The sequence below is a fragment of the Helicobacter pylori genome, from assembly GCF_030062585.1.
Taxonomy (GTDB): Bacteria; Campylobacterota; Campylobacteria; order Campylobacterales; family Helicobacteraceae; genus Helicobacter; species Helicobacter pylori_CN.
Genome location: NZ_CP071935.1, coordinates 140022 through 162281, shown reverse-complemented (window position 1 = coordinate 162281; position 22260 = coordinate 140022). Strand labels below are relative to the sequence as shown.

Annotated in this window: 21 protein-coding genes and 2 pseudogenes; 10 read left to right on the top strand and 13 right to left on the bottom strand. The window is 37.3% G+C overall.

The window, feature by feature from the left end:
- Positions 1–10 precede the first annotated feature (10 nt).
- The 10 genes and pseudogenes from arsR to J5F42_RS00725 all read right to left on the bottom strand — a co-directional run bounded on the left by arsR (position 11) and on the right by J5F42_RS00725 (position 7929).
- Entirely contained in the window at positions 11–688 is a 678-nt protein-coding gene (arsR, locus tag J5F42_RS00770; RefSeq protein ID WP_000573710.1) for an acid response regulator transcription factor ArsR, read from the bottom strand.
- A 235-nt stretch (positions 689–923) separates the two neighbouring features.
- Entirely contained in the window at positions 924–1403 is a 480-nt protein-coding gene (locus J5F42_RS00765) for a CiaD-like domain-containing protein (protein ID WP_198973086.1), read from the bottom strand.
- A complete protein-coding gene (locus J5F42_RS00760) occupies positions 1394–1657 on the bottom strand; it encodes a tetratricopeptide repeat protein (protein WP_001127843.1) in 264 nt (87 codons plus the stop codon). The genes J5F42_RS00765 and J5F42_RS00760 overlap by 10 nt, the downstream gene beginning before the upstream one ends.
- A gap of 32 nt (positions 1658–1689) precedes the next feature.
- Positions 1690–2970 carry a peptidase U32 family protein gene (locus J5F42_RS00755; protein WP_283491385.1) on the bottom strand — a complete coding sequence of 427 codons (1281 nt, stop codon included), beginning with the start codon at positions 2968–2970 and terminating at the stop codon, positions 1690–1692.
- Positions 2971–2972: 2 nt separating this feature from the next.
- Positions 2973–3704: a protein phosphatase CheZ gene (gene cheZ / locus J5F42_RS00750; protein ID WP_077643254.1), complete on the bottom strand. Its 732-nt coding sequence runs from the start codon at positions 3702–3704 to the stop codon at positions 2973–2975.
- 69 nt (positions 3705–3773) lie between these two features.
- Positions 3774–4865, bottom strand: a complete 1092-nt coding sequence (gene prfB, locus J5F42_RS00745; RefSeq protein ID WP_078247452.1) for a peptide chain release factor 2 — start codon at positions 4863–4865, stop codon at positions 3774–3776.
- Between the two features lie 60 nt (positions 4866–4925).
- Positions 4926–6101, bottom strand: coding sequence for a molybdopterin molybdotransferase MoeA (locus J5F42_RS00740; RefSeq protein WP_097699697.1), 1176 nt, complete (start codon positions 6099–6101; stop codon positions 4926–4928).
- 9 nt (positions 6102–6110) lie between these two features.
- Positions 6111–6878, bottom strand: coding sequence for a flagellar biosynthetic protein FliR (gene fliR / locus J5F42_RS00735; RefSeq protein WP_000883725.1), 768 nt, complete (start codon positions 6876–6878; stop codon positions 6111–6113).
- On the bottom strand, positions 6872–7600 hold the full coding sequence (locus tag J5F42_RS00730) for an EI24 domain-containing protein (protein WP_097699696.1): 729 nt from the start codon (positions 7598–7600) through the stop codon (positions 6872–6874). Before J5F42_RS00730 ends, fliR begins: the two co-directional genes overlap by 7 nt.
- Positions 7601–7711: 111 nt before the next feature.
- A pseudogene (locus J5F42_RS00725) lies at positions 7712–7929 on the bottom strand (hypothetical protein).
- Positions 7930–8076: 147 nt separating this feature from the next.
- On the opposite strand from J5F42_RS00725, the gene cbf2 reads away from it, so the two are divergent.
- The 7 genes and pseudogenes from cbf2 (at position 8077) to J5F42_RS00685 (ending at position 15544) form a co-directional block, all read left to right on the top strand.
- Positions 8077–8976 (top strand): peptidylprolyl isomerase CBF2, encoded by a 900-nt coding sequence (gene cbf2 / locus J5F42_RS00720; RefSeq protein WP_021176144.1) that lies wholly within the window; start codon positions 8077–8079, stop codon positions 8974–8976.
- A gap of 16 nt (positions 8977–8992) precedes the next feature.
- Positions 8993–9916 carry a class II fructose-bisphosphate aldolase gene (locus J5F42_RS00715; RefSeq protein WP_000960453.1) on the top strand — a complete coding sequence of 308 codons (924 nt, stop codon included), beginning with the start codon at positions 8993–8995 and terminating at the stop codon, positions 9914–9916.
- Positions 9917–9937: 21 nt separating this feature from the next.
- Entirely contained in the window at positions 9938–10501 is a 564-nt protein-coding gene (gene efp / locus J5F42_RS00710) for an elongation factor P (RefSeq protein ID WP_021176142.1), read from the top strand.
- 512 nt (positions 10502–11013) lie between these two features.
- Positions 11014–12258 carry a DNA cytosine methyltransferase gene (locus J5F42_RS00705; protein ID WP_000049816.1) on the top strand — a complete coding sequence of 415 codons (1245 nt, stop codon included), beginning with the start codon at positions 11014–11016 and terminating at the stop codon, positions 12256–12258.
- Positions 12245–13013 (top strand): annotated as a pseudogene (locus J5F42_RS07880) (hypothetical protein). The gene J5F42_RS00705 and the pseudogene J5F42_RS07880 overlap by 14 nt, the downstream one beginning before the upstream one ends.
- Positions 12988–14337 carry an McrB family protein gene (locus J5F42_RS00690; protein ID WP_097699817.1) on the top strand — a complete coding sequence of 450 codons (1350 nt, stop codon included), beginning with the start codon at positions 12988–12990 and terminating at the stop codon, positions 14335–14337. Before J5F42_RS07880 ends, J5F42_RS00690 begins: the two are co-directional and overlap by 26 nt.
- Entirely contained in the window at positions 14330–15544 is a 1215-nt protein-coding gene (locus J5F42_RS00685) for an LlaJI family restriction endonuclease (protein ID WP_000482614.1), read from the top strand. The genes J5F42_RS00690 and J5F42_RS00685 overlap by 8 nt, the downstream gene beginning before the upstream one ends.
- A 77-nt stretch (positions 15545–15621) precedes the next feature.
- Here the strand turns inward: J5F42_RS00685 and pseI are convergent, their stop codons facing one another.
- The 3 genes from pseI to J5F42_RS00670 are packed head-to-tail and all read right to left on the bottom strand — an operon-like array spanning position 15622 to position 18563.
- Positions 15622–16644 (bottom strand): pseudaminic acid synthase, encoded by a 1023-nt coding sequence (gene pseI, locus J5F42_RS00680; RefSeq protein WP_164538823.1) that lies wholly within the window; start codon positions 16642–16644, stop codon positions 15622–15624.
- 3 nt (positions 16645–16647) lie between these two features.
- Positions 16648–17289 (bottom strand): ABC transporter ATP-binding protein, encoded by a 642-nt coding sequence (locus J5F42_RS00675; protein ID WP_078216059.1) that lies wholly within the window; start codon positions 17287–17289, stop codon positions 16648–16650.
- Positions 17290–17291: 2 nt separating this feature from the next.
- The gene (locus J5F42_RS00670; protein WP_283491383.1) at positions 17292–18563 is read right to left on the bottom strand and encodes an apolipoprotein N-acyltransferase; all 1272 of its coding nucleotides are present in this window, start codon (positions 18561–18563) and stop codon (positions 17292–17294) included.
- A gap of 224 nt (positions 18564–18787) precedes the next feature.
- Here J5F42_RS00670 and J5F42_RS00665 point away from each other — a divergent pair, with 224 nt between their 5' ends.
- Genes J5F42_RS00665 through J5F42_RS00655 form a run of 3 tightly spaced genes read left to right on the top strand, consistent with a single transcriptional unit; the run spans position 18788 to position 22254 of the window.
- A complete protein-coding gene (locus J5F42_RS00665; RefSeq protein ID WP_001921684.1) occupies positions 18788–19489 on the top strand; it encodes a CvpA family protein in 702 nt (233 codons plus the stop codon).
- A gap of 9 nt (positions 19490–19498) precedes the next feature.
- Positions 19499–21004, top strand: coding sequence for a lysine--tRNA ligase (gene lysS, locus J5F42_RS00660; protein ID WP_283491382.1), 1506 nt, complete (start codon positions 19499–19501; stop codon positions 21002–21004).
- On the top strand, positions 21004–22254 hold the full coding sequence (locus J5F42_RS00655; RefSeq protein WP_097699212.1) for a serine hydroxymethyltransferase: 1251 nt from the start codon (positions 21004–21006) through the stop codon (positions 22252–22254). The genes lysS and J5F42_RS00655 overlap by 1 nt, the downstream gene beginning before the upstream one ends.
- The last annotated feature ends 6 nt before the right edge of the window (positions 22255–22260 follow it).

Genomic DNA, 22260 nt, shown 5'->3' with positions numbered 1-22260 from the left:
CTTATTAGAATCAGTATTCTAATTTATAACCAATCCCTCTAACAGAGATGATATATTGCGGTTGCTTAGGATTTTTTTCAATCTTAGATCGCAAACGACCAATGATCACGTCAATGCTCTTATTAGAGCTTTCAGGGTTGATGCTCTCGCTTTCAATCGCAATGCTTTCACGGCTAAACACATAACCTTTTTTGCTAATGAGAAGCGAAAGGATTTCATATTCAGCCCTAGTTAAGTCTAGCTTTTTTTCATGCATATACACTTCTCGGCTATCCTTATCCACCCTAAAAATATTCGCATCGCCTGGCTCACTCACTTCTTCTTTTTTATGAGAACGCCTGAGTAAGGATTGGATACGAGCCAATAATTCTTTAGGATCATAGGGTTTAGGGAGGTAGTCATCAGCCCCATAATCCAGCGCTTTAATCTTATCTTCCACATCGCTTCTCGCTGAAGAAATAATAATAGGGATATGTTTTTGTTTGGAAATGCGCCTACACACTTCAAGCCCGTCTAAATTAGGCAAAGTTAAATCCAACAACAACAAATCATAATTTTGTGTGTTAGCCGCACTAATGCCGGTATATGGCTCATCGTAATTGGTTACATGAATGCCATGTTGGAGCAAAAACTCGCTCAAAAATTCGGCTAATTCTATATCATCTTCTATCATTAAAACTTCTATCATACTTCAATTAACTCCTTCAATGATTTCTGCAACTTTAAAAACGATTAACTCTGTTAATGTTTTAAGGGCTTGATTTTAGCATTTTATTACTAAAGATACCTTAAAGATGTCTTAAAAATAAAAATTCAAAACATTATCATAGTTATTAATAGAAATTTAAGGCTTTGTTTTCATGGAATATTGAAAATCAAAGCCTTATTTTTTAATGTTTTTAAAAAATTCCTTTGATCGTTTTTCACTCTGTGTTTTCTCGCTCTAAAGATTCTAATCGTTTTTCAAGCACGCTCAATTGGTATTGCAAGAAACGCGCCACTAAATCCAAACGCTTCAGTGCGTCTTTTTCTTCTAAAGCTTGCATGCCTTTCAATAACACTAAGGTTCTTTCTAGTAAGTTTTTTAAAAAAACCCTTTCGTTTGGAATTAACACTTGCGTGGGGTTTTCTTGCACGATTTCTTCTGTAATGATTTCTTGTGCTTCTTCTTCTCTTTCTTCTGTATTTTCTTCTGTGATTTTTTCTTGCGTTTCTATTTTGGTGGCGTTTTTTGACTCCGTGTTACTCATTGGTGGCGTTTCAGCGTTTTTGGCGTTTTGCAAATAAGGGGGTGTTTTGAAAAAAGAGGGCGTTTTTTGCGCCGCATCAAAGTTATTATCAATCGTTTTAGCCATTTTTTCAATTTCATTAAGGGTTTCTGAAATAATGTTTTTCAATTCCATTCTACCAGCCATTGTTCTAAATTTTCAACGCTCAAAAAATCCCCTTTGATAAAATTCAAATAGTGCCGCTCTAGTATTGCGTCGTGTTTGAAAGGAGCACAATTTTTTTGGATTTTTTCCAAACGCTTTATTTGTTTTAACGCCTCTGTATGGTCAGGGGTTTTGTTTAAAATATTAGTATAAATTTGCAACGCTTCTTCAAAAAACCCTTGTTCTTCATAAATACGAGCGAGCGTGATAGTTTCTAAGGGCATGCGTTCTCTTAATCGTTTGTAATACCTAATCTCTAAACGCCATTTTTAGACTCTACTTGGGTGCGCAAAAAACTAAAAGCCGGTAAAGGCACAGGCAGCCGCACCAGATTCACGTTCCCGCTATGGATAGTTTCTAATTCGGTGTTATTTTCTAAAAGGATTTTATACAACACTAAATAAGAGCGTTTGTCAAAGGTATAGATCTTGCCAATTTCATTGACTACGGGCGTGATAGCGGCATTTTTGGGAGCGATGATTTCATAAGCTATGTTAGTGGTGGTGGTGAATTTGCATGCAAAAAAGCACCCGTCTTCTGTTATTTCACCATTGACTTGAAAATCCCCTTCGCTAATGGCTGTCTGGTGGTTTTGAGTGTCTAGCCTTTCAAAAGGCCTTCGCATCAAATAGCCGTCGGTAAAACCCCTGTTTTTAAGCGTGTTCAATTCGCTAGCATAAAAACTCGGCTTTAAGGTGTTATGGTAAAAATCATCAACCGCTAAACGATAGATGCGCGTGGTTTGCGCGGCGTAGTAACTGGACTTGGTACGCCCTTCAATCTTAAGCGCGCTAATGGCGTTGGAACTTAAAATTTCAGCGATATGACTAGAGAGATTCAAGTCTTTAGCGTTAAAAATATGCGTGCCTACGCCCTCTTCTTCAACCAACCTCATCATCACGCCGTTATCAGGGTTTTTCACATAATATTCATAATCAAACCGGCAATCGTTCGCGCAACTCCCTCTATTAGGCACGCGTCCCTTTTGTAAAGCCGAAATCAAGCAACGCCCTGAAAAGGCAAAGCACATGCTCCCATGCACAAAGATTTCTAATTCCAAATCGGGTAGGGCTTTTTTAATTCCAATCGCATCATTCAGGCTCAATTCCCTAGCGCACACGATGCGTTTAACCCCTAAATCATAAAACACTTGCGCATCGAGCAAATTTAAGACATTCGCTTGCGTGGATAAATGGATAGGAATATGCGGGGCGATTTTTGAAGCGAGCTTGATGACACCAGGTGCAGCGATAATGAAAGCGTCTGGTTTTAGCTCTGCCATTTTATAAAGATGTTCTTCTAAAAGTTTGAGCTGTGAATTGAAAGGGAAACCATTGATGGTCGCATAGACTTTTTTATCCAACGCATGGGCGTAGTCAATCCCTTCTTTAAAGGTCTCTAAAGTAAATTCCTTGCTAGCGCGATTGCGTAAAGAAAAATGGCTCACCCCCCCATAAACCGCATCAGCCCCATAGTTGAGAGCGATTTTAAGTTTCTTTAAATTACCGGCTGGAGAGAGTAATTCAACTTGATTCAAAACTACTTGGCTCCAAAAGAAGCGATCAAAGCTTCAATATCATCAGCACTGGCTAAATCTTTGTCGTCATCGCCGGTGATAAAAGTCGCTGAACTCACGCGCTTAGAATCATCAATTTTGCCCTCAAAAAGCGAATTCATGTATTGGCTGAGCGCTCGCATGACATTAACCACTCGCTCAATTTTTTGGCGGTGGATGTCTTGAAACTGCATAATATCCATCGCTTGCATGGAGCTATCAGAGCAATTGGTGGCCTCTTCTTCAATGCTCTTAAGGGCGTTTAGGATTTCTTGTTGCTCATTGAGCGCGGTTTTAAAAGATTCAACATGGGGGAAATGACCATGCAAATTTTCAAAAATTTCTTGGTGTTTTTGCAAAGGTTCTTGGATTTTTTTAACCATTTTAGCGATCTTTTCAGCGCTAGCCCCAATCAGATCCAATTGATCAAAAATTTGCGTGGCTTTCACTTCAGAATCTCTTGTAACATCGTCTAATTGATGCACGACCTTATGCTCTTCAGTGGGGGGAGGGGGCGGCCATTCATTGGGGCTAATCTTGCCGTATTTTTCAGCGTCCTCTTTTTTGACGGTCATTTTTTCACTAGAACCGGAATTCTCTTTACTCTCTTTAGGCTCTTCTTTAGTTCCTTCTTTAGCCTCCTCTTTGGTTTCTAAGGCTTCCAAGTTTTCTAAATCGCCACCACTCATCAAAGCGTCTAATTCTTCTTGTGTCATTGTTGTTCCTTATGCGTTTAAAAAGCGTTTTATAGTAACCATAATTTATCGGCTATCATTTTAGCGCACTTAAGCTTTAGCAATCAAAACGCCCTCTAAAATCGCATCAATATCGCCGTCTAAAATCGCTTCCACATTGCTATAAGCAATATTGGAGCGCGCGTCTTTGACTTGCTGGTAGGGGGCTAAAACATAGCTTCTTATTTGATGCCCCCAACCGATCTCGCTTTTTTCTTCATTTTTGGCGCTGCTTTGTTGCTTTTCTAATTCCAATTCATAAAGCTTGGATTTAAGCATTTTTAACGCACTCGCTTTGTTTTTATGCTGGCTCCTGTCGTTTTGGCATTGCACCACAATACCGGTAGGGAAATGCGTGATTCTAACCGCGCTTTCTGTTTTATTGACATGCTGACCGCCTGCCCCACTGGCTCTGTAATAATCATAACGGACATCTTTTTCATCAATTTCTATATCAATATCATCGTCTAATTCAGGGCTAATTTGCACGCTCGCAAAACTCGTGTGCCGTTTGGCGTTCGCATCAAAGGGTGAAATCCTTACAAGCCTATGCACCCCATTTTCATTTTTCAAATAGCCATAAGCGTTTTCGCCCTTAATGATAAAGGCGACCCCTTTAATGCCCGCTTCTTCGCCATCTTGATAGTCTAAAATCTCGCTTTTAAAGCCTCTTCTTTCTGCCCACCTCAAATACATGCGATACAAAATACTCGCCCAATCCTGGCTTTCAGTCCCCCCCGCTCCAGGCTGAATGGTGATAATAGCGTTTGAAGCGTCGTTTTCACCGCTTAGCATGATTTCAATTTCCACTTTTTGCACGCTGTGTTCTAAAGTAGGAGCCTCTTCATAGAGCAAGGATAAAGTAACCTCATCGTTATCGTTTTGAGCGAGTTCAAACAATTCTACGCTTTCATCTAAAGAATTTTTCATTTTTTGATAGGTTTCTAGCAAGCGGTTTAAGCGTACTTTCTCTTTATTAGTGTCTCTAGCCTTTAAGACATCTTGCCAAAAATTAGGGTCTTCTTGCTCTTTTTCAATGCGTTCTAATTCCTGTTTGATCTTTTCAGGCTTGATGATTAAGGCGATATTATCGCATTTGTTTTGCAGGCTTTTTAACAATTCGCTATAGGTGTAGTTATCCACAAACAGAACCTTTATGAGTGGGGTTTTGAACTTGCCATTATAGCATTGTTAGAGGCCATTTTAATTCTCAAACCTTAAAATTTCAATTTCGCCTTGAACCAATCCCACTCCTTCATCAATTAAAGCGATAGAATCCACTTGTGCAAGGGCTTGAATCGCTCCTGATTCATAGCGGTTGTTGTTGTAAGGAATGAATTGGTGGTTTGAATAGTTGCCTAAAATCAAATGCGTGCGTTTGTTATTAAGCTTTAAAGGGGCATTGATTTGAGCCTTAAAGGGGTTTAGTTTAAAATCTTTATTCAAGGATAAGCGCTCCAATAAGGGTAGAATCAAAACTCGTAAAACCAGTAAGCAACTTAAAGGATTACCCGGTAAGCCTATAATAATGCTTTGATTGAGTTGGGCTAAAGTTACCGGTTTTCCCGGTTTGAGATTGATTTTTTCGTAATAAAAAAGGGCGTTTTTTTCTTTCAAGGCGTCTTTAAAAAAGTCTTTATCCCCCACGCTCACCCCCGCGCTTGAAAGGATGACATCATAGTCTTGCAATTCAAGTATTTTAAGCTGTAAATTTTTATCATCTTTTAAAACCCCTAGAAAATGCGTGTTGTAGTTTTTAAGCATGTTAAAAACACCCACTGAATTGACATCATAAACTTGGCATTCTAGGGCGTTTTGCCCTAAAGGCACTAATTCATCGCCGCTACTAAAGAGAGCGATTTTTAATTTCCTAAACGCTTTGATTTCTTTGAATCCTTGAGAGGCAATGAGCGCGATATGGCCATAATTCAAACGGGTATTTTTAGGGACTAACACGCTGTTTAAAGAAGCGTTCTCGCCCTTTTGACGGATATTGGCGTGAATTTTAAAATCTTTGGGAGCTAGGGCAAAATTTTCATGGCTTTCTAACATGCATTCTATAGGGACAATCGTTTCTATTCCCTTTGGCACCATCGCTCCAGTCATGATTTTAACGCATTCATTTTCTTTAACTTCTAAAGTGCTCACATCATCTCCGGCAAAGATGTGTTGGATGACTTGAGTTTTTTGGCCTAAATCTTGCATCTTAAACCCATAGCCATCCATTGCGCTTTGATTGAATTTGGGCAAGGCGTGAGTGCAAATAATATCTTCTGCCAAAACGCGCCCTATGCTTTCAAACAAAGAGACAACCTCTATTTCTAAGGGTTTTAAGGGAATGCTAGAATGGATTTTTAGAGCTTCTTTAAAACTAATCATGTTTATCCTTTAAAAGATTTTGCTAATGGCACTAAAGGCCAAGCTGATTTCTTCTTTAAAACGCCCCATGATAGCCGAAGCGATTAAAATAATGCCCACAAACCCGATAGCAATTTTAACCGGAAACCCGATAGCGAGCAGGTTGAATTGAGGGTGGGTTTTCATGATCATGCCAAAAATAATATCGCTCAATAACACCAAGCATAAAATAGGGAACGCCATAGAAAACCCTATGACAAACAAATGCGAAAAGGCTTTGACAATGTTTTTAGCCAACGCTGGCTCAAAGACAAATTGCCCTAAAGGGACGGCTCTTAAGCTGTGATCCACAAACAAAATGATTTGATGGTGGAACGATAAATCCAATAAAATTAAAATTGCTAACAACAAAAGGGCTTGCCCCACAATGGGTTTTTGCGATCCTGAAATAGGATCATACGCGCTCGCCATGGTAAGTCCCATAGAAAAGCTGATGCTATCGGTTGCAAACACTAAGCTTGCAAAGACGATTTGTAAAAAGACAGACGCGCACACCCCTAAAAACAGCTCGCATAAACATGCAATAATAAAACCCTCTGGCGTGTAAGCGGCGTTTGAAAACTCTAAAGTGGGGTAAAAAATCGCGCTCACATACAAACTCAAAGCCCCACGCACCGATAAAGGCACTAAATGGTTTTCAAAAAAAGGGAAAAAAGATAACACGCCGCTAACCCTTAAAAACAACAAGAAAAAATCCCTAACATGGGGGGTGCTAAGCTCTTGAATAAAATCTAGCATTCTTTTTCTTTAAGGATAAAAAAGTAGTGTGCTAGCATTAGGGTTTGCAATAAGGTGGCAAAAAAATTAAAAAAAGGGATTAAGGAAAAAAGATAGCAAAAAAACGAGAAACGATAATGCTTTAACCGGTGCTGTTTGAGTAAATTTTGATAGCTTTGATGATTAAAAATCATGCTGGCTATATCCAAACTCATGGTGTTTTTGAAAAAAAGAAAATGCGCGATTATAGAAAAAAAGACCCCAAAGACCCCTATAAAGGGAATGAAATAAAGGGGCGTTAAAACCGCTAAGAATAAAAGCATAAAAGCGAGCGATTTTAAAAAATATTTAACAGAAAAAAGGATAGAGCCAAATTCTTCTAAAACGACATGGGGATAATATTTTTGGTGCAAATAAGAGACCACTAAAGGGGTGTAAAAAATAGACGCAAAAACATTGATGACTAAACTCAAAAGAATCGCAATCCAAAAAATAAGAAAATACACCAACGCTTTAAAAACCCAAGCGAACACACTAGCAAAAAAGCCTTGAGAATGAGCGTAATCATTCAAAGATTGCGGTAATAAAGCTTGGCAATAATTCACAACGTTTTCGCCATTGTAGTAAAAGATAGCTCCAAAAAACGCCAAACTCAAAAGGATAGGGCCAAGATTGATTAAAAGCATTCTAGCACTTAAAAAATCATTAAAACTTTTTTTAAAAATGGATAGAAACAAAACCATAAGCCTTTTTTAAACTCACTTTTTAAGGGATATTTAAGTGCAAAGTCCCTTAATCTTATCTTATATAGTAAGCTTATCAACATGAGATTGACTAAAGGAGTGTAGAAGTTTTTAATATGGAATAACATGTAATGCTAAAAAACCAAATACATAGAATAATAACATTGGTAACCAAGGAAAGAGAATCATACAACAATAATTACGAATATTATATTCATAATTGCATCGAGGATTTTTGAATCCTTTTTAACATTCTTTTCCTTTCCAAAAAGAATAAAACTAACACCAAAAAAGATAATCAATATTATTACAACATCTGAGGCGAACACTTTTACCCGCTTTGAATGGAATGAATAACTTTAAGCATTTCTTACCCCTCAATGTGAGTTTTCTATAATCATGATAGCTGATTTTGTTTTAAATTTGCTATAATGTGAATTTAATGATGAAAATTAGTTTAGAGTGGAGAACACACAATGAAAAAAAATATCTTAAATTTAGCGTTAGTGGGCGCGTTGAGTGCGTCGTTTTTGATGGCTAAGCCGGCTCATAATGCGAATAACGCTGCACATAACACGAAAAAAACGACTGATTCTTCAGCAGGCGTGTTAGCGACAGTGGATGGCAGGCCTATCACCAAAAGCGATTTTGACATGATTAAGCAACGAAATCCTAATTTTGATTTTGACAAGCTTAAAGAGAAAGAAAAAGAAGCCTTGATTGAGCAAGCTATCCGCACCGCGCTTGTAGAAAATGAGGCTAAGGCAGAAAAGCTTAATCAGACTCCAGAATTTAAAGCGATGATGGAAGCGGTTAAAAAACAGGCTTTAGTGGAATTTTGGGCTAAAAAACAGGCTGAAGAAGTGAAAAAAGTCCAAATCCCAGAAAAAGAAATGCAAGATTTTTACAACGCTAATAAAGATCAGCTTTTTGTCAAGCAAGAAGCCCATGCTAGGCATATTTTAGTGAAAACCGAAGATGAGGCTAAACGGATTATTTCTGAGATTGACAAACAGCCAAAGGCTAAAAAAGAAGCCAAATTCATTGAGTTAGCCAATCGGGATACGATTGATCCTAACAGCAAGAACGCGCAAAATGGCGGTGATTTAGGGAAATTCCAGAAAAACCAAATGGCTCCGGATTTTTCTAAAGCCGCTTTCGCTTTAACTCCTGGGGATTACACTAAAACCCCTGTTAAAACAGAGTTTGGTTATCATATTATCTATTTGATTTCTAAAGATAGCCCTGTAACTTATACTTATGAGCAAGCTAAACCCACCATTAAGGGGATGTTACAAGAAAAGCTTTTCCAAGAACGCATGAATCAACGAATCGAGGAATTAAGGAAGCACGCTAAAATTGTTATCAACAAATAATTGATGAGGTGTTATCATGTTAGTTAAAGGCAATGAAATCTTATTGAAAGCCCATAAAGAAGGTTATGGGGTAGGGGCGTTTAATTTCGTGAATTTTGAAATGCTAAACGCTATTTTTGAAGCAGGAAACGAGGAAAATTCCCCGCTTTTCATTCAAGCGAGTGAAGGGGCGATCAAATACATGGGGATTGATATGGCGGTGGGCATGGTGAAAATCATGTGCGAACGCTACCCGCACATTCCTGTAGCCTTACACCTAGATCATGGCACGACTTTTGAAAGCTGCGAAAAAGCCGTGAAAGCGGGCTTCACTTCTGTGATGATTGACGCGTCTCACCATGCTTTTGAAGAAAATTTGGAATTGACTTCTAAAGTGGTCAAAATGGCGCATAACGCTGGAGTGAGCGTGGAAGCGGAGTTGGGGCGTTTAATGGGGATTGAAGACAATATTTCAGTGGATGAAAAAGATGCGGTGTTAGTGAATCCTAAAGAAGCGGAGCGGTTTGTCAAAGAATCTCAAGTGGATTACTTAGCCCCAGCCATTGGGACAAGCCATGGAGCGTTTAAGTTTAAGGGCGAGCCAAAATTGGATTTTGAACGCTTGCAAGAAGTCAAAAGGCTCACTAATATCCCTTTAGTTTTGCATGGAGCGAGTGCGATACCAGATGATGTGAGGAAATCTTATTTGGACGCTGGAGGCGATTTGAAAGGTTCTAAGGGCGTGCCTTTTGAATTTCTACAAGAATCTATAAAAGGGGGGATCAATAAGGTCAATACCGATACGGATTTAAGGATCGCTTTTATTGCGGAAGTGCGCAAGGTGGCTAATGAAGATAAGAGCCAATTTGATTTGAGGAAGTTTTTTTCTCCGGCCCAATTAGCGCTTAAAAATGTGGTCAAAGAGCGCATGAAACTTTTGGGCAGCGCTAATAAAATTTAATCAACAAGGAAAGAGTGTAACATGGCAATTGGGATGAGCGAGCTCAAAAAGGGCTTGAAAATTGAATTGGGTGGTGTGCCTTATAGGATCGTGGAATACCAGCATGTCAAGCCCGGCAAGGGTGCGGCTTTTGTGCGCGCGAAAATCAAGTCGTTTTTAGATGGTAAGGTGATTGAGAAGACTTTCCATGCGGGGGATAAGTGTGAAGAGCCTAATTTAGTTGAAAAAACGATGCAATACCTTTATCACGATGGCGATACATACCAATTCATGGATATAGAGAGCTATGAGCAAATCGCTTTGAACGACTCTCAAGTGGGCGAGGCTTCTAAATGGATGCTAGATGGCATGCAAGTGCAGGTTTTATTGCATAATGACAAGGCGATTTCAGTGGATGTGCCGCAAGTTGTGGCTTTAAAGATTGTGGAAACGGCTCCTAATTTTAAGGGCGATACTTCCAGCGCGAGCAAAAAACCAGCGACTTTAGAAACCGGTGTGGTCGTGCAAGTGCCTTTCCATGTTTTAGAGGGTGAGACGATTAAGGTGAATACCGAAACAGAAGAGTATCTTGAAAAGGTGAAATGAGATTATCTTTTTATTGAGTTAGCGTTTTTAAACACAGCCTTTTTGTCATAAGGGGTGTTATCAGCCCCTTATTTGAGCTTTGTTTAAAATGCGTGTGGAATCTGTGGTTAAAAATTATTTAAAATGGATTAACTTTTTTATTGATTGTCAATAAAAATATTCAAAGGCATTTTTTAAGATTAAACATAAGAGATTGATATAAAAGATTGATATAAAAGATTGATATAAAAGATTGATATAATCAAGCGGATAACCTCTTAAAAAGCATTCTTTGGGGGTTAGGGGGATAAAAGAGAGAGAATTTTATTACCCCATTTAAAAGAGTGTGAGTTTAGACATAAGGACTTGCACCGAGTTTTATTGAAATAGATATAAAAATCCACTTAAATTATTTTGACCCAATTTATTTTGCTACAATCATACTAAAGCAGAAGATAGTTGGCGGATAGAATGAAACAAGAAATAAAATATCAAACAGACTTTACAATACCATGATGGCGTTAAGAGTTTAAATGAGCAAATATAATTGCATAGATTTATTTAGTGGGGCTGGCGGTTTATCATTGGGCTTTGCGAATACAAATAGATTCAATATTTTAGCCCACATTGAGTGGGAAAAACCTATGGTTGCTACACTGAGAAACGCTTTAAACAAACGCTTCAAGATTAGTGAAAAAGAAACAAAAAAAAGAGTTATTAAATTTGATATTCAAAAAACTGATGAATTGATAAATGGCTCTTGGAGTGATGAAACTCTTAAAATTTATGGATCTGATAATGATGAAAGCGTTAGCCAATTTGGGTTAAATGGCGTAATTAGTGGTAAAAAAATAGATGTTATCTTTGGCGGTCCTCCTTGTCAAGCTTATTCTCTTGTGGGTAGAGTGCAAGATAAACACTCTATGAAATATGATTATAGGAATTATCTTTTTGAAAGTTTTGTTAAAATAGTTGATTATTACCAACCACAATGCTTTGTGTTTGAAAATGTTCCTGGCATGCTTAGCGCAAAACCGGGTAATCAATTTGTAAAAGATAGGATTTATGAATCTTTTTCAAAAATAGGGTATGAAATTAAAAAACCAAATGAAATGAAAGAGATAATCTATTCTAGCGATGATCATGAAGTCCCACAAACCAGAAAACGAGTGGTTGTATTTGGCGTTCGTAAAGATAATAAAGAATGGTTATTCAAATTTTATCAAAATCTAGACAATCTCAAATCAAAAAACCCACCGCTTAGCGTTAAAGACGCTATTGGCCATTTACCCAAGTTTAGACCACTCAAAACGCCCTTAAAAATCAATAATAAAAACATTTCTCACGAACTTATTGGCACAAATAATTTGACACAAAATTTTCCACGATATAATAATTTACGAGATTTAAAAGCGATGAAATTTTGGATTGAAAACAACATGAATAACGCTTCTGCAAAAGAAAAGCTTGACTTTTACACTAAGATTACGGGAAAAGTCTCAAACCATAACAAATACAGGAATTTAGAATGGGATAAACCATCGCCAACATTAGTGGTGCATTTGCAAAAAGATGGTTTTATGTTTATACACCCAGAAGCCAATCAAAGCCGCTCAATCACCATAAGAGAAGCAGCGATTTTGCAGACTTTCCCTAATGATTTTGAATTTATCGGATCGCAAGCGGCTTGTTTTAAAATGATAGGCAATGCAGTGCCAGTTAATTTTGCCAAAAATATAGCCCTAGCAGTGGCAAAGGTCTTAGATGAAAAAAACTAATATAAATATTTTAGTAGCTTGTGAAGAAAGCCAAAGGGTGTGATGAATTTAGAAAGCTTGGTTTCAACGCTTATAGTTGTGATTTATTAGAATGTAGTGGCGGGCATCCTGAGTGGCATTTTAATTGCGATGTTTTTGAAGTGATTGGAAATAAAGGCGGTGTTTTGCAAAATGGCAAACATGCAAAAGTTTCGCAATGGGATATGACGATAGCGCACCCGCCTTGCACCTTTTTAGCTGTTAGTGGAGCGAAGTGGTATTAACACCCTAAAGATAAAGATTTGCCCATAGAACAAAAAAGACCCCACCCCAAATTCCCCAACCGTGCAAAAGACAGAGAAGAAGCTTCAAAATTCTTTATGGATTTAGTGGAAGCAAAAATCCCTTATATTGCAATAGAAAACCCCATTGGCATAATGAATACAAGATACAAAAAGCCCAATCAAATAGTCCAACCTTACCACTTTGGCGATAGCACATCAAAAAAGACTTGTTTGTGGCTTAAAAACTTACCACCCTTAAAATATACAAATATCGTTGATCCTGGCGAGTTTATAGAATTTAAAAGCGGTAAAAAAATAGTAAAATGGTATAGCGATGGACTGACTAAAACAAAATCAGCCAAAGAGCGTCAAATTTGGAGGAGTAAAACATTTCCAGGATTTGCAAAGGCGATGGCAGAGCAGTGGGGGGAGTTTGTAAAAAATGAGATGTTTAAAAAGGTGAAAAATGAAAGTTTATTTAAGGAAAATTGATAATCAAATCATTAATAATAAACGAATCAGTATTACAAGAGGTATTTTAGAGCATTTTTTTGATAAAGCCAACAACCAAGACGAAGTAGATATGAGTGGTATCTTATCTAACTATAACGATAAAGTTAGCATCCTCTTAACAACAGATCCCAGATTTGGTGGAGGCATTATGAGAATCATCAGGGCAGAAGTTGATAAAATAAAAGAAAACCGATCAAACTATGAATTAAATGTTGATGATATTCTGCTTTTTACTCACATATCTTATAAAAAATACACATTAGAAATCATTTTACCCACTGACACAAGATACAATGTTTTAAATGGCTTAATCAATAATAACAAGCATTTATTGGTTTTTAGCGAGAATGAAACGAGATCTTTAGATGATGGTAAAATAGATGAAAGCGTTAGAATAGATGGGGGAAAAAATATCATCCTTTATGGTGTTCCTGGCAGCGGCAAAAGTTATACTTTACGAAGAGATTATTGCAATGATAATAGCGTGGTAGAAAAGATAGTGTTCCACCCTGATTATTCTTATAGCGATTTTGTGGGACAGATTATGCCAAGTGTGGATGATAGCGGTATAGTCAGTTATAAATTTTTAGCTGGACCTTTTACAAACATCCTAAAAAAAGCGTATCATAACCCACAAACTAAACATGTTCTGGTGATTGATGAAATAAATCGTGGTAATGCACCTGCCATATTTGGAGAAATTTTTCAACTTCTTGACAGACTAAAACATGACAAAGATGGCTTTAAAAAAGGCTCTAGTGAGTATGCTATCAATAATACGGATATTGCAAATATTGTCCATAACGATAAAAATGCAAGTATAAGAATCCCGTCAAATTTATGGATAGTCGCTACAATGAATACGAGCGATCAAAATGTATTCACACTAGATACTGCTTTTCAGCGCAGATTTTCTATGCAACTCATTGAAAATTCCTTTGAAAATGTTGATGATGATTTTAAAAATATGAAAATTTTAGATACTGATATAACTTGGCAAAAATTTTGCACCACCATCAATGAAAAAATAGCTCAAAATAACGAGGGGCTGAGTTCTATGGAAGATAAGCGATTTGGCGTTTATTTTGTAAGTATTGATGATCTAAAGAGCAAAGAAAATTTTGCACATAAAGTTATAAAATACCTTTGGGACGATGTCTTTAAATTTGATAGAAATATAATATTTAACACTATAAAATTTAATACGCTTGAAGCTGTTGTAAAGAATTTTACCAGAGAAAAAGGTAGAACCCAATTTGATATTTTTAGCGATGATATAAAAGAACTTTTATTCAATGTTTAATTTAAAAGAGCGCTGTTTTACAGACAATGAACTGAACGACAATTTTGTAGGTATTAGAAGCATCAATAATGACTTGCAAATTTGTTTCCCACTAGGATTTGATATAAGCGATGATAAAAACATTAGAGTAGATGTAAAAAAGCTTGTTTCTATTCTTTTAGAATACAATAAAACAATTGTATGTGAAAATTTGTTAAATAATAAAAATGAGATTATAAGATCAAATTTTCCACTCATAGCGTATAAAAATGTCATAGAATATTTTTTATCGCATGGTTATTATATAGAAAATAAGAGCTATTATGAAAATAACGCAAAAGGCAGGATAAATTTTTCCAAAACGATGAAGAAAAATAGGCCCATTATTCAAACTTTTAACAATAAAAACTCTTTTGTTTATACTCGTTTTCAAGTTAAAAAGGAAATGATTAATGAAAATGAATTGATAACAGCTATAAACAAATATTGTGTGCATGAAGCGTTTTCTAAATTTGGCTTTGTGTTTAGCTCGTTTATGCCATCAAAATTTAACCTACCCACTGATAAAAATTATTGCATTTATCTGCTTGAAAACAAGCTAAACAACACCTTTAATGATGACAAGAAAATCCTTTTTCAATCTATGAAAAATATTCTTTTACAAGATGATAATATTTTGGATAAGACTGATTTTAAATTTGGAACATATCATTTTTATGTTGTTTGGGAAAGAATGATAGACAAGGCATTTGGTATAAAAAATAAAGAAGTTTATTTTCCTAAAACAAAATGGAATTTGCGACGTTCTAATCAAAACCCTGATTATTCATTGCAACCAGATAGCATCATGCTGTTTGGCGATAAAATTTACATATTAGATGCAAAATATTATAAATATGGCATAAGTGGGGTTGCAAGCGATTTGCCTAGTAGCACATCCATCATAAAACAGATTGTTTATGGCGAATATGCGGCAAAACGAGAAACAAAAAAAGAGATTTACAATGTCTTTTTAATGCCCTTTAACAGATTTAACAATCCGCTAAAATTGGGTAATATTCTTGAAAATATAGGTTTTGCAAATGGAGAGTGGAGAGACAATCTAAAGCAATATGAAAATATACAAGGAATTTTAATGGACACTAAATTTTTAATGCAAAATTATAACAAGAAATCCAATGATCTTTTAAAATTACTAGCAAAAAATGTGGAAGAAACTAAAATATGATTTTAAATTTTAATCAAAAATCAAATCTAAAACCACAAAACAAAATTAAAAACCTCCATTTTTTAATCAAAACAAACCTACAGTGAGCGTTCTATATCATCAGCGTTTAAAGGGGTGTTGGCTTTTAAAAATTTTGACGCCTTTTGACCTAAAATTTCTTTATAAAATTTAGGGTGTAAGCCAAGGTTGGGGCGTAAGGCTTTGATATTATCGCTAGTCAATGCTTCGCCTTTTTGAATATCCTTAATGACAAATAAAGAGCGTGCAAAAAATCTTCGCTCCTCTAAAGTCTTTGGATTAATTCTTGGCTCTTCTTCGCCTAAGGCTAAAACGCTTTGCTTGATGGCTTCAACCATGCTTTTAAATTCGTTAAAATCCATGCTAAAAGCGCTGTCTGGGGTTTGTAAGGATTTGTTTAAGATGAAATGCTTTTCTATCATGCTCGCCCCTAAAGTGGTGGCTAAAATGGGGCAAAGAGAGCCAATCGTGTGATCGCTCAAGCCAAATTTAACGCCAAAGGTTTCGCCTAATTTAACCATGCTCAACAAGTTAGTGTCTTCTATTTTACTAGGATAAGCGCTCACGCATTTTAAAAGGGTGATGTCAAAATTATTCACTCCTTTGCACAACGAGATAGCGTCTTGCAGTTCGGCGTGTGTGGCGATACCGCTAGAAAGGATAATGGGCTTTTGTGTGCGAGCGGCCTTTTCAATCAAGTCTAAATCAACGATTTCAAAACTAGCGATTTTATACATGGGGCAATCTAGGCTCTCTAAAAGCTCTAAAGCTTTTGAGCTAAAGGGCGAGCTAAAAATGCCTAAATCAAGCTTTTTAGCCAACTCAAACAATTCAGCATGCCATTCTAGGGGGGTAGAAGCCTTTTGATACAATTCATACAGATTTTCTTTATCCCATAAAGTGCCTTGAATGATGAAAGGATCTTCTTTAGAATCTAAAGTCATGCAGCTTGGCGTGTAGGTTTGGAGCTTGGCAAAATCCGCGCCGCTTTCCTTAATGGCATGAAGGCTTTCTTTGGCTAGGTTTAGATCCTGGTTATGATTAGCGCTCAATTCAGCGACAATTTTAGGGCGTTGCAACATTTCTTATTTTTCCTTAATCAAAACTTCTTTTTCTAAGCGATAGACTTGAGAGCAAGTGAAAGCCAAATGCTCATCATGCGTGGCTAAAACTAACGCCCCTTCTTTTTCTGTAATGTAATTTTGCAGCATGCTGATGACTTGATTAGCGCTAGTGGTGTCTAAATTCCCGGTGGGTTCATCAGCGATAATGATTTTAGGTTTTTTAGAAAGCACTCTAGCGATGCTTAAGCGTTGTTGCTGGCCGCCGCTCAATTCACCCACGCCTTGTTTTAGGGTGTGGGCTATGCCTAATTGTTCTAAAAGGGAATGATTTATTTCTTGCTTGGCTAGGATTGAAGCGACTTGCAAGTTTTCTAAAGCGCTAAAACCCTTAAAAAGGTAATGCGATTGAAAAACGATGCCCACTTTTAAGCGCCGTAATTCCAAAAGCTTTTTGGGATTTAAAGCGTAAATATCCTGGTGTTCTAACAAACTAATCGTCCCACTATCCGGTTTTAGCATGGTGGCCAAATGGCTTAAAAGCGTGCTTTTACCGCTCCCGCTCACGCCTAAAATCGCTAGGCTTTCTTTGGGCTTGATGTGTAAATTCACGCCATTATAAAGAGGCTTTTCAAAAGCATGAGAAATATTAATCGCTTTAATCATGATCATTTCCTAAAAAGAATATCGCCCAATAAGCTAGGGCTTAAAATGTAAGAAGTTGAAAAATTCGCGCTGTGCAAGATGATTTTATCATAACGCCTTGCATAGTATTTTAAAAGCGTTCTTTGTAAGGTGGGTTCAATGCTTGGGCTAAACCATGCGTTATTGCTCATCACGATAAAAATTTTTGAAGGGCTGTTTGAATAAGCGGGTTTGGAAGTGCCTTCATAGCAAATCAGGGGGCGAAAAGTAAAATCATTTAATGTAAAATCGCTGAAATTGGAAGCGTTGCGGTATAAATAAGCGCTCTCGCCAAAAAAGAGCTTTTCAAGGGGTTTTTGAAGAAACTTGGGTAAAGGCATTATCTCGCCAAAGGGGGCTAAGATCACTTTATCAGCGATCTGAACGCTTTCTTTAGAAAATAAAAACGAGCTATTATAAAGGCTATAGCCTTGGGCACGCAATGTCCCTATTAAAATGGCGATCTTATCGCTTAAATCTTCTAGCTTCGCTTTAAAGGGGGAATTTTCTAAAGCGATGGGGTAGGCGGTCTCTGGAAAAACAATCAAGGTTTTTTGCTTGCTTTGAGCGAGTTTGATTTCTTTAAGGATGTTGTTTTCAATATTGTTAAGGTAGTTTGAATCAAATTTCAAATCTTGGGGCGTTTTTGTAGAGACTAATTCAACATTTCCAACCTCTTTTAAATCGCTTGTTTTAAAGAAATGAAAATCCAACGCACCAAGCAACAATAAAACCGCTATGATCCTATACTTTTTAAAGGGTTTAGCGCTCAAAAAAACGCAAGCTAAAAAAACAAGCCCTAAAGATAATTTATCCACCCTAAACACGCTATAAGAAAAAAAGCTATCCGGGACTAACCAATCAAATCCAAAAGGGTGGATAAAACTAGAGCCTAAAAAACTCAAAAGCCTGAAGTAGGGGTTTTCAAAATAGAGTAACAAATAAAATAAAACCCCATAAACTAACGCTATTAAAACAATGATTAAGGGCAATAAATAAGTGAAATCCGAGTAGCGAAAGCTTAAAGCGCACCAATAAAACAATAACGCCCCCACAAAAAACCCCAAAGCAAAAGCTCTGTTTCTGGGGGTTTTTAAAAACGCCAGCATGCTTAAAGGGGCTAATAGACTCGTGAGTGTGATAGTAATATAAGGGTTTTCAATCGCATAAGCGTCCAAAACGGCGTTCGCATACACGCTTGAAACAAACATGCACGCTAATAAAAAAGCGTTTTGATTGAATAGGAGAAGACGCATGGCTAAATTTTGAAACCTTGAGATTGTTTTAGTGTATTATAGCTATATTTTAATTTAAGAATTTTAGATTGATTTTTTTAAGGGTAGTTTTTTTTAAGTTGTGTTATTATTTTCAAATTTCAAGTCTAAAGAGCGTGAATTGGCATGATTTAAGAGTAATGGGTGTTTTTGAACGCTCACTATCTTTATGCGAGATATATGAGAGAAAGGTTTGGGTTTAGGGTTTGAATTATATTGATTTGGCGTTACTTGTGGTGGTGGTAGCCTTTGGGATTAGAGGATTTTATCATGGCTTCGTGAGTGAAGTGGCGGGGACTTTAGGGATTGTGCTTGGCGTGTATTTAGCGTCTCGCTATTCTGTGGCTGTTGGGAATTTATTTTCAGAACATTTGTATGATTTGAGAAATGAAACCATGACGAATCTCATTGGTTTTTTATTGGTGTTAGCGTCTATTTGGGTGTTTTTTTTAGCTTTTGGAGTGTTGCTAGGCAAGGTGTTAGTCTTTAGTGGGTTAGGCATTATAGACAAAGCTTTAGGGTTTATTTTTTCATGCTTAAAGACTTTTTTAGTGCTTTCTTTCATCCTTTATGCACTCTCTAAAATGGAAGTCATGAAAGACGCTAACGCTTACTTGCAAGAAAAAAGTGCTTTTTTTTCTACTATGAAAAGCGTCGCTAGTAAGATCATGCGCCTTGATGGCGTCAAACATGTGGAGCAAAACCTTAAAGACAACCTTGAAGAAATGAGCGATGAAGTCAAAAATAAAGAATCTTTCAATAAAAATAAAGAATCTTTTAATAAAGCGATGGATAAGGGCATGGAATCTTTAAAAGAAAAGGCTAAAGATTTGCCTAAAAACATGTTAGATCCAAAAGCTAACCAAACCCCACCAAACCCCACCCCATCTAATAAAGAACCCCTATAAAGGCATCACATGTTTTCTAACCAATACATCCAACAACGCATTCATAAAGCCAATAGCTTGAGAGAAGAAGGGAAAAACCCTTATCAAAATGGCTTGAAACGAAGCCTCACCAACGCCGCTTTTTTAGAAAAATACGCTTATGTTAAGGACTTAGAAGAGCCTAAAGACAAAGAAAAATGCGAGAGTATTGTAGGGAGGGTCAAGCTTTTGCGCTTAATGGGTAAGGCTTGTTTTATTAAAATTGAAGATGAAAGCGCGATTTTGCAAGCTTATGTTTCGCAAAATGAATTGAATGATGAATTTAAAAGCCTGAAAAAGCATTTAGAAGTGGGCGATATTGTGTTGGTGAAAGGTTTCCCTTTTGCTACCAAAACCGGTGAATTGAGCGTTCATGCCCTAGAATTTCATATTTTAAGCAAAACCATTGTGCCTTTACCTGAAAAGTTTCATGGATTAAGCGATATAGAATTGCGTTACCGCCAGCGCTATTTGGATTTAATCGTCAATCCTAGCGTTAAAGATGTGTTTAAAAAACGCAGTTTGATTGTTTCTAGCGTGCGGAAATTCTTTGAAATGGAAGGGTTTTTAGAAGTGGAAACCCCCATGATGCACCCCATTCCTGGCGGGGCGAACGCAAGGCCTTTCATCACTTATCATAACGCTTTAGAAATTGAAAGGTATTTGAGAATCGCCCCAGAATTATACCTCAAACGCTTGATTGTGGGGGGGTTTGAAGCGGTGTTTGAAATCAATCGTAATTTCAGAAATGAGGGCATGGATCACAGCCATAACCCTGAATTTACGATGATTGAATTTTATTGGGCGTATCACACTTATGAAGATTTGATTGAACTCAGTAAGAGGCTGTTTGACTACTTGCTAAAGACTTTAAATTTAGATTCAAAAATCATTTATAACGATATGGAAGTGGATTTCAACCAAACGAGCGTGATTTCCTATTTGGACGCTTTAGAAACGATAGGGGGCATTAGTAAGGATATTTTAGAAAAAGAAGACAGGCTTTTGGCTTATTTGTTAGAGCAAGGCATCAAAGTAGAGCCAAATCTCACTTATGGTAAATTGCTCGCTGAAGCGTTTGATCATTTTGTAGAATACCAACTCATTAACCCCACTTTTGTAACCCAATACCCTATTGAGATTAGCCCTTTAGCCAGACGCAACGATAGTAACCCTAATATTGCTGACAGGTTTGAATTATTTATTGCAGGAAAAGAAATCGCCAACGGCTTTAGCGAGTTGAACGATCCTTTAGATCAATTAGAACGCTTTAAAAACCAAGTGGCTGAGAAAGAAAAAGGCGATGAAGAAGCCCAATACATGGATGAAGATTACGTGTGGGCCCTAGCCCATGGAATGCCCCCCACTGCAGGGCAAGGCATAGGCATTGACCGATTAGTGATGTTACTCACTGGAGCTAAAAGCATTAAAGATGTGATTTTATTCCCAGCGATGCGTCCTGTTAAAAACGATTTTAATATTGAGAGTGGAGAATAATGGCGTATTTTTTAGAACAAACGGATAGTGAAATTTTTGAATTGATCTTTGAAGAATATAAGCGGCAAAATGAGCATTTAGAAATGATAGCGAGCGAGAATTACACTTTTCCTAGTGTTATGGAAGCTATGGGAAGCATTTTAACCAACAAATACGCTGAAGGCTATCCTAACAAGCGCTATTATGGAGGCTGTGAAGTGGTGGATAAAATAGAAAGCCTGGCCATAGAAAGGGCTAAAAAGCTTTTTAATTGCCAGTTCGCTAACGTGCAAGCGCATTCAGGCTCACAAGCTAATAACGCTGTCTATCACGCTCTTTTAAAGCCTTATGACAAGATTTTAGGCATGGATTTAAGCTGTGGAGGGCATTTAACGCATGGCGCTAAAGTGAGTTTAACCGGCAAGCATTATCAGAGCTTTTCTTATGGCGTGAATTTGGATGGCTATATTGATTATGAAGAAGCATTAAAGATCGCTCAAAGCGTTAAGCCAGAAATCATCGTGTGCGGGTTTTCAGCCTATCCAAGGGAAATTGATTTTAAGAAATTTAGAGAAATCGCTGATGAAGTGGGGGCGTTACTATTAGGCGATATAGCCCATGTGGCGGGGCTTGTGGTAACCGGTGAGCATGCCCATCCTTTCCCGCATTGCCATGTGGTTTCAAGCACCACTCATAAGACCTTAAGAGGGCCTAGAGGGGGGCTTATTTTAACTAATGATGAAGAGATAGCGGCTAAGATTGATAAAGCGATTTTTCCAGGAACTCAAGGCGGGCCTTTGATGCATGCGATCGCTGCTAAGGCGGTGGGGTTTAAAGAGAATTTAAAACCAGAGTTTAAAGCTTATGCAAAATTGGTGAAATCTAACATGCAAGTTTTGGCTAAAGTATTAAAAGAAAAAAACCACAAATTAGTGAGCGGTGGCACTTCTAACCATTTGCTTTTAATGGATTTCTTAGATAAGCCTTATAGCGGGAAAGACGCTGATATTGCATTAGGGAATGCCGGGATCACCGTGAATAAAAACACCATTCCTGGCGAAACGCGCAGCCCTTTTGTAACGAGCGGGATAAGGATTGGCTCAGCGGCATTGAGTGCAAGGGGCATGGGAGCTAAAGAATTTGAAATCATAGGGAATAAAATATCAGATATTTTGAATGATATTAATAATGTTAGTTTGCAATTGCATGTGAAAGAAGAATTGAAGGCCATGGCTAGTCAATTCCCTGTGTACCACCAACCCATTTTTTAAGGGAGT

Excerpts from the sequence above, each read along its gene's own strand:
- arsR (WP_000573710.1), bottom strand. The coding sequence starts at position 688 with ATGATAGAAGTTTTAATGATAGAAGATGATATAGAATTAGCCGAATTT.
- J5F42_RS00765 (WP_198973086.1), bottom strand. The coding sequence starts at position 1,403 with ATGGAATTGAAAAACATTATTTCAGAAACCCTTAATGAAATTGAAAAA.
- J5F42_RS00760 (WP_001127843.1), bottom strand. The coding sequence starts at position 1,657 with ATGCCCTTAGAAACTATCACGCTCGCTCGTATTTATGAAGAACAAGGG.
- cheZ (WP_077643254.1), bottom strand. The coding sequence starts at position 3,704 with ATGACACAAGAAGAATTAGACGCTTTGATGAGTGGTGGCGATTTAGAA.
- J5F42_RS00740 (WP_097699697.1), bottom strand. The coding sequence starts at position 6,101 with ATGATTAGTTTTAAAGAAGCTCTAAAAATCCATTCTAGCATTCCCTTA.
- fliR (WP_000883725.1), bottom strand. The coding sequence starts at position 6,878 with ATGCTAGATTTTATTCAAGAGCTTAGCACCCCCCATGTTAGGGATTTT.
- J5F42_RS00730 (WP_097699696.1), bottom strand. The coding sequence starts at position 7,600 with ATGGTTTTGTTTCTATCCATTTTTAAAAAAAGTTTTAATGATTTTTTA.
- cbf2 (WP_021176144.1), top strand. The coding sequence starts at position 8,077 with ATGAAAAAAAATATCTTAAATTTAGCGTTAGTGGGCGCGTTGAGTGCG.
- J5F42_RS00715 (WP_000960453.1), top strand. The coding sequence starts at position 8,993 with ATGTTAGTTAAAGGCAATGAAATCTTATTGAAAGCCCATAAAGAAGGT.
- efp (WP_021176142.1), top strand. The coding sequence starts at position 9,938 with ATGGCAATTGGGATGAGCGAGCTCAAAAAGGGCTTGAAAATTGAATTG.
- J5F42_RS00705 (WP_000049816.1), top strand. The coding sequence starts at position 11,014 with ATGAGCAAATATAATTGCATAGATTTATTTAGTGGGGCTGGCGGTTTA.
- J5F42_RS00690 (WP_097699817.1), top strand. The coding sequence starts at position 12,988 with ATGAAAGTTTATTTAAGGAAAATTGATAATCAAATCATTAATAATAAA.
- J5F42_RS00685 (WP_000482614.1), top strand. The coding sequence starts at position 14,330 with ATGTTTAATTTAAAAGAGCGCTGTTTTACAGACAATGAACTGAACGAC.
- pseI (WP_164538823.1), bottom strand. The coding sequence starts at position 16,644 with ATGTTGCAACGCCCTAAAATTGTCGCTGAATTGAGCGCTAATCATAAC.
- J5F42_RS00675 (WP_078216059.1), bottom strand. The coding sequence starts at position 17,289 with ATGATTAAAGCGATTAATATTTCTCATGCTTTTGAAAAGCCTCTTTAT.
- J5F42_RS00670 (WP_283491383.1), bottom strand. The coding sequence starts at position 18,563 with ATGCGTCTTCTCCTATTCAATCAAAACGCTTTTTTATTAGCGTGCATG.
- lysS (WP_283491382.1), top strand. The coding sequence starts at position 19,499 with ATGTTTTCTAACCAATACATCCAACAACGCATTCATAAAGCCAATAGC.
- J5F42_RS00655 (WP_097699212.1), top strand. The coding sequence starts at position 21,004 with ATGGCGTATTTTTTAGAACAAACGGATAGTGAAATTTTTGAATTGATC.